At 58.0% G+C, this 7013-nt stretch carries 5 protein-coding genes; all 5 read right to left on the bottom strand.

The window, feature by feature from the left end; genetic code table 11:
* Nucleotides 1-77: 77 nt before the first annotated feature.
* Nucleotides 78-1208, bottom strand: coding sequence for a pyridoxal-phosphate-dependent aminotransferase family protein (locus RC73_RS17045; RefSeq protein WP_039035776.1), 1131 nt, complete (start codon nt 1206-1208; stop codon nt 78-80).
* A gap of 127 nt (nt 1209-1335) precedes the next feature.
* Complete coding sequence (gene ilvA, locus RC73_RS17040; protein ID WP_039035775.1) at nt 1336-2889, bottom strand: threonine ammonia-lyase, biosynthetic; 1554 nt, start codon at nt 2887-2889, stop codon at nt 1336-1338.
* A 1-nt stretch (nt 2890) separates the two neighbouring features.
* The gene (gene ilvD / locus RC73_RS17035; RefSeq protein WP_039035774.1) at nt 2891-4747 is read right to left on the bottom strand and encodes a dihydroxy-acid dehydratase; all 1857 of its coding nucleotides are present in this window, start codon (nt 4745-4747) and stop codon (nt 2891-2893) included.
* Nucleotides 4748-4783: 36 nt separating this feature from the next.
* Nucleotides 4784-5041: an acetolactate synthase 2 small subunit gene (gene ilvM / locus RC73_RS17030; RefSeq protein ID WP_025010070.1), complete on the bottom strand. Its 258-nt coding sequence runs from the start codon at nt 5039-5041 to the stop codon at nt 4784-4786.
* Nucleotides 5038-6714 carry an acetolactate synthase 2 catalytic subunit gene (gene ilvG, locus RC73_RS17025; RefSeq protein ID WP_039035773.1) on the bottom strand — a complete coding sequence of 559 codons (1677 nt, stop codon included), beginning with the start codon at nt 6712-6714 and terminating at the stop codon, nt 5038-5040. Before ilvG ends, ilvM begins: the two co-directional genes overlap by 4 nt.
* Nucleotides 6715-7013: the final 299 nt, after the last annotated feature.

Below are 7013 nucleotides of genomic sequence, written 5' to 3'. Positions count from 1 at the left end.
GATATCCTGTTAATCACAAGGCAGCTCCGCTTAAGTGAACTACGTTGCCGTCATTAGGCGGGGCGTTTATCTAAAGATCAGTTAAGCACTTCGGCCAGAGCCCGCAGGCAAAGGGCAACATTTTCCCGTCTGGCACCGTAACCCATCAGGCCGATACGCCAAGCCTTTCCGGCCAAGGCGCCGAGGCCGGCACCTATCTCCAGATTATAATTATCCAACAGCTGCTTTCTCACGGCGCCATCGTCGACACCTTGCGGGATATAAACTGCGTTGAGCTGCGGCAAGCGGCTCTGCTCGGCCACCACAAATTCTAGCCCCATGGACTCAAGCCCCTGACGCAGCAAAAGGTGCATCTCCCGGTGGCGCTGCCAGGCATTTTCCAGCCCCTCTTCGGCCAGTAACCTGAGCGCTTCGTGCAGCGAGTACAGGGCATTAACCGGCGCTGTGTGGTGATAACTGCGCTTGCCATCACCGCTCCAATACCCCATCACCAGAGACTGATCCAGGAACCAGCTCTGCACCGGGCTCTTGCGCGCCTTGAGTTTAGCGACGGCGGCCGGAGAGAAAGACACGGGGGACAAACCCGGCACACAGGAGAGGCACTTCTGACTGCCGGAATAGATGGCATCTATGCCCCAATCATCGACTCTGAGCTCGACGCCTCCGAGGGAAGTTACGGCATCGACAATCGACAGACAGCCATGCTCACGCGCCAGGGCGCACAGCGTTTTGGCGTCGGAAAGCGCGCCGGTGGAGGTTTCGGCGTGCACAAAGGCCAGGAAGGCGGCATCGGGATGCGCCTTCAGCGCAGCTTCCACCACTTCTGGGTCAACCGCTGTGCCCCATTCGAAATCCAGCATCACCGCCTCGGCGCCAATCCGCTCGACGTTCTGGCGCATTCTGTCGCCAAACACCCCGTTACGGCAGACAATCACCTTTTCGCCCGGCTCCACCAGGTTAACGAAACAGGTCTCCATACCGGCGCTGCCCGGGGCAGATACCGCTATAGTCATCTCGTTGCGGGTTTGAAACGCATATTGAATGAGACTCTTGAGCTCATCCATCATGGCCACAAACAGAGGATCCAGATGCCCGATCGTCGGCCGCGACTGCGCCGCCAATACCTGAGGATAGACATCCGAAGGGCCGGGGCCCATCAGGATCCGGCGGGGAGGGTTAAAAGCGCTAACCGAGGGTGCAGCAAACATCTTGGCTCTCCTTACAAGAGGTTTCAGGGTACGGATTAGAATAATAACTCAAGACCATAGCATAAAACTGACCGCCGGACTGCCCCTGCTTTTGGCGAAGACAGTCGACCTTAATCCTTTCAGGATCTCACTGGCCTGGGCGCGCCAGAAACAGCCGGTAAGCGGGGTTATCCGTTTCGTCCTGACAGACAAACCCCAACTCATCCAGAAACTGATCAAAGGCGGCTTCATCGGCCTTGGGCACTTCAAAGCCGGCCAGCACCCGCCCAAAGGCGGCGCCATGGTTGCGATAGTGAAACAAACTGATGTTCCACTTACTCTTTAATGTCGTGAGAAACTGCAGCAAGGCTCCGGGATGCTCCGGGAATTCAAAGCTGAGCAGTTTTTCTTCCAAAGGCTCGGGTGGCAAGCCGCCCACCATATAACGCACATGCAGTTTGGCCGCCTCATCGGCAGATAGATCCTGCACCGCAAAACCGGCACTCTCCAGGCGGGAGACAATCGCCTGCAGCTCGCTGACACCTTCGCTAAGACGGATCCCGGCAAACACCACGGCGCGATCGCGCCCGCTGAAACGATAGTTGAACTCTGTCATCACCCGCCGCTCCAGCAGTTCACAAAAATGCAGGAAGGAACCAGGCCTTTCCGGAATGGTCACTGCCAGTACCGCCTCTTTATGCTCGCCCAGCTCGCAGCGCTCGGACACATATCTCAGGCTATGAAAATTGACATTGGCTCCGCTGAGAATCGCCGCCAGTTTCTCGCCCTTGCCCTTGTCACCGACATACTTTTTCAGCCCGGCCAGCGACAAAGCACCGGCAGGTTCGGCAATGGCGCGGGTATCCTCAAAGATATCCTTGACCGCAGCGCAGATTTCATCCGAGCTGACAGTCACCACCTCATCGACATATTCCCGCGCCAATCGAAAAGGCTCCTGACCTATACGCTTAACCGCCACCCCATCGGCAAACAAACCCACCTGCTCCAGCGTCACAGGTTCATCCGCTTCCAGCGCTGCCTTGAGACAGGCGGCATCTTCCGGCTCGACGCCGATGATCTTCACCTCGGGCATCACTGCTTTGTAGTAGGCGGCAATGCCGGCGATTAAGCCACCGCCACCCACTGGCACAAACACCACTTCAAGATCTCTTTGCTGCTGCAGCATCTCCTGGGCAACCGTGCCCTGCCCGGCGATTACCGCCTCATCATCAAAGGGGGGAATAAACACCCGCCCCTCATCCTGGGCCAGTGACATGGCATACTGATTGGCCTGATCGAACGACTGCCCATGAAGCACCACATTGCCGCCGAGGCGGCGCACCGCATCTATCTTGATGTCCGGAGTGGTGGTTGGCATCACTATCACGGCGTCGACCCCGCGACTCGAAGCCGACATGGCCACACCCTGGGCATGATTACCGGCCGAGGCACATACCACTCCGTTTTCGCACTCAGCGGGGCTCAAGGCGGCGATGCGGTTATAGGCGCCGCGCAGCTTGAACGAGTGTACCGGTTGCATATCCTCGCGTTTGAGAAACACCTGGCAGCCCAAACGGGCCGACAACTTGTTCAGACTCGACAGCGGGGTAACCCGCGCCACATCATAGACATGGGACAAGAGGATCTTCTGCAGATAATAGTTGGCCAGCGACAGCTGACTCTTGGATGCCAGCGCCAACATACTAGCCCTCCAACTTAGTGCGATCGCGCACGGCGCCCTTGTCGGCACTGGTGGCCAACATGGCATAAGCCTTGAGCGCCAGCGACACAGGGCGTACCCGCGCCAACGGCTTCCAGGCCAAAGGCCCCTTGGCCTGCATCGCCTCACGGCGCCGGGCAAGCTCTGCATCACTCAACTTAAGCGTGATGCTGCGGGCCGGGATATCGATTTCAATGGCATCACCATTTTCAATCAAGGCGATAGTGCCCCCTGAGGCGGCTTCCGGTGACACATGGCCTATGGATAGCCCAGAGGTACCGCCGGAGAAGCGGCCATCTGTGATTAAGGCGCAGGCCTTGCCCAAACCGCGGGACTTGAGGTAACTGGTGGGATAAAGCATCTCCTGCATGCCAGGGCCACCTTTGGGGCCTTCGTAGCGAATAACCACCACATCCCCGGCGACCACTTCACCGCCGAGGATCCCGGCAACGGCCTCGTCCTGGCTCTCATATACCCTGGCCACGCCCTTGAACCTCAGGTTGGATTCATCCACCCCGGCGGTTTTCACTATGCAGCCATGCTCGGCCAGATTACCGGACAGTACCGCCAAGCCCCCTTCCTGACTGAAGGCAAACTCGCGGCTGCGGATACAACCTTCACGGCGATCTGTATCCAGCGATGGCCAGCGGCAATCCTGGCTGAAGGCCTGGGTAGTAGGGATCCCCGCGGGACCGGCGCTGAAGAAGTCTTTTACTTTCGCAGACTCGGTGCGCATCACATCATAATTGGCCAACACAGACTCAAGCGAGCCATCATCGGAAGCCACATGGTTAACATCCGTGTGCAATAAACCGGCGCGTTCCAGCTCACCCAAGATCCCCATTACGCCACCGGCTCTGTGGACATCTTCCATATGGTATTTAGGGGTCGAAGGTGCCACCTTGCAAAGGTGCGGCACCTTGCGGCTGAGGCGGTCGATATCCGCCATGGTGAAATCCACTTCGGCTTCCTGAGCCGCCGCCAACAGGTGCAGCACAGTGTTGGAAGAACCGCCCATGGCGATATCCAAAGTCATGGCATTCTCGAATGCCTTGGAGTTGGCGATATTGCGCGGCAATACCGAGGCATCATCATCCAAGTAGTAACGCTTGGCCAGCGCCATCACTCTTCTGCCCGCCTCCAAAAACAGTTCGCGCCGGTCGCTGTGGGTCGCCAACATGGAGCCGTTGCCCGGCAGCGACAGCCCCAACGCCTCGGTCAGGCAGTTCATCGAGTTAGCGGTAAACATGCCGGAGCAGCTGCCACAGGTTGGGCAGGCGCTGCGTTCGATTTTCTCGCTGTCGGCATCGGATACCCTGTCATCGGCCGCCGCCACCATGGCATCCACCAGATCCAGCTTGATAAGCTTATCGGACAGTTTGGTCTTGCCCGCTTCCATAGGCCCGCCGGAGACAAATACCACAGGGATATTGAGCCGCAGCGCCGCCATCAACATGCCGGGGGTGATCTTGTCGCAGTTGGAGATACACACCAGAGCATCGGCGCAGTGAGCATTGACCATATACTCGACGCTGTCGGCAATCAGTTCACGGGAAGGCAGGGAATAGAGCATGCCGCCATGACCCATGGCGATGCCGTCATCGACCGCTATGGTGTTGAACTCTTTGGCGATGCCACCGGCCTCTTCGATGGCCGATGCCACCAGAGAGCCCATGTCTTTCAGGTGTACATGACCGGGAACAAACTGAGTGAAGGAATTGGCAATGGCGATAATGGGCTTACCGAAGTCGCCTTCCTTGACCCCTGTGGCACGCCAAAGGGCTCGGGCTCCGGCCATGTTGCGGCCTTCGGTACTGGTTGCTGATCTGAGTTTGGGCATTGCTCAATTCCTTACGCTTATTCTGATGATTCTTGGTTAGCCGTTGACGGTACGGGAGAGGCTGCTTGCGGGCCGCACAGTGCAGCGGGCCACGTCTACCAGCTTAGTCAACTGACGGCTCAGCAGCTCTATGGCTCTGTCACTGTCGACCGCCATTGCCAGCTGCAGGCGCTGATCCTCGGCCAGTGTCATATGCATATCGCGGACGGTAAAGCCGCGGTGACGGGTTACCCGCAATACACGTTCCAGCACTTCGGGGCGTTGTTCCAGGGTCAATTCCAGATTATGGATCATGATCGCTTCTCCGTTTGTTCCATCATTTCACAGTTGGAGGCGCCGGGGGGAACCAGCGGCCAGACATTAAATGCATCGTCTATAGCGACGTGCAGCAGGAAGGGGCCTTTGGCACTGAGCATCTCATCCAGTGCCTGCTCAACCTCATCGGCCGAGTAGATGGTGCGTCCGGGGATATCGAAGGAGGACGCCAGGGTAACAAAGTCGGGGTTATCGGACAGGTCGGTTTCGCTGTATCTCTCTTCAAAAAACAGCTGTTGCCACTGTTTCACCATGCCCAACTTCTGGTTATCTATCAAAAGTATCTTCACCGGCAGTTTACGACGCTTGATGGTGGTCAGCTCCTGCACATTCATCATGAAAGAACCATCGCCGGAAACCGTGACCACAGTGGCATCCGGCCTTGCCATCTGCGCGCCTATGGCCGCCGGCAAGCCAAAGCCCATGGTGCCAAGCCCGGCACTGGAAAGATGATCTTCCGGGCGGCGAAAGTGCATATGCTGGGCAACCCACATCTGGTGCTGGCCGACATCACAGCTCACCACAGAGTCACTCGGCAGCTTGTTGGCCAGACGGCGCAACATGGCCGGCGCATAGATGAGTGAGCCTGGGTGGGCGTAATCCCACTGGTGCAGCGCCCGCAGGTGCTCGACTTCCGCCTGCCAGGGTGCTATCTGCAGCGCTTGCGGCGCCAGTTGCGTCAATATGCTTCTTAAGTCCCCATCCATGGCCACATCCGGCTGGCGCAGTTTGCCAAGTTCGGCGGCATCGATATCCAGGTGGATCACCTTGGCCTTGCTGGCAAAGCTCTCCAGCCTACCCGTGACCCTGTCATCGAAACGGGCACCGATCACCAGTAGCAGATCGCACTGCTGCACCGCCAGATTGGCGGCCTTGTTGCCGTGCATCCCCAGCATGCCCAGGTAACCTTGAGTGCCGTGGGCTATGGCGCCCAGCCCCTTAAGCGTTGCCACCGAAGGAATACCGCTGCGCTGAATAAAGGCCCGCAGCGGCTCTACTGCGCCCGCCATACCGACGCCGCCACCGACGTACAACATGGGTTGGCGCGCGGCCGCCAGCAAGGCGTTGGCTTCTGCCAAAGCCGCCTGGTCCAGCTCAGGCTCATCGGGCACCGCCTGCAGCGGCGCCTTGTATTCCACTTGAGCAAGCTGGATGTCTTTGGGGATATCCACCAACACAGGACCGGGACGGCCGGAGGCGGCGATTTCGAAGGCGCGGTACAGGGTAGCAACCAGTTCCTCGGCGCGGGTCACCATAAAACTGTGTTTGGTACATGACAGGCTCATGCCCAGCACGTCCATCTCCTGAAAGGCATCTGTGCCTATCACAGAGGTGGAAACCTGGCCCGTGATGGCCACCAGCGGCACTGAGTCCAGCAGCGCATCGGCCAAGGCGGTGATCAGATTGGTCGCCCCCGGGCCCGAGGTAGCCAGGCAGACGCCCGTCTTGCCGCTTGAGCGGGCATAACCGACGGCGGCGAAGGCGGCGCCCTGTTCATGACGGGAGAGCAGATGTTCGATCTGGCTGTCGTAGAGAGCATCGTAGATAGGCATGATGGCTCCGCCGGGATAACCAAAAACCGTGTTCACCCCATGGGCGGCCAATACCTTGATAACTGCTTCACTGCCGCTGATCTTCTGCCCTTGTTCCATCTTGTTATCTCGCCTATTTTTGCTGCTGTTTAAGTTTTCAATGGCCCTGAAACGACAAACCCCCCGGTCCTTTCGGAGCGGGGGGTTTGTTTGCAATTTCTGACCCTATCTGGTCTGTCGTCGCGCCACGAGCCGCCCCCGCTGTGATGGAATAATCACGACGGTAATAATCACGAGGAGGAGCTTGGCGCTTAAGTTAAACATTTCTCAGACAGTTTCCTGTATTCAATTTATCTGCTTGGCGAGCCCTTTGGCGGCGCACTTATTAACCATTACCATAAAGTGTTTTCAGAACACAA

It is taken from the genome of Shewanella sp. ECSMB14102 (assembly GCF_000813075.1).
GTDB classification, from domain to species: Bacteria; Pseudomonadota; Gammaproteobacteria; order Enterobacterales; family Shewanellaceae; genus Shewanella; species Shewanella indica.
Note: the sequence above shows the minus strand (reverse complement) of the source record. Positions and strands in the feature narration are given on the sequence as shown.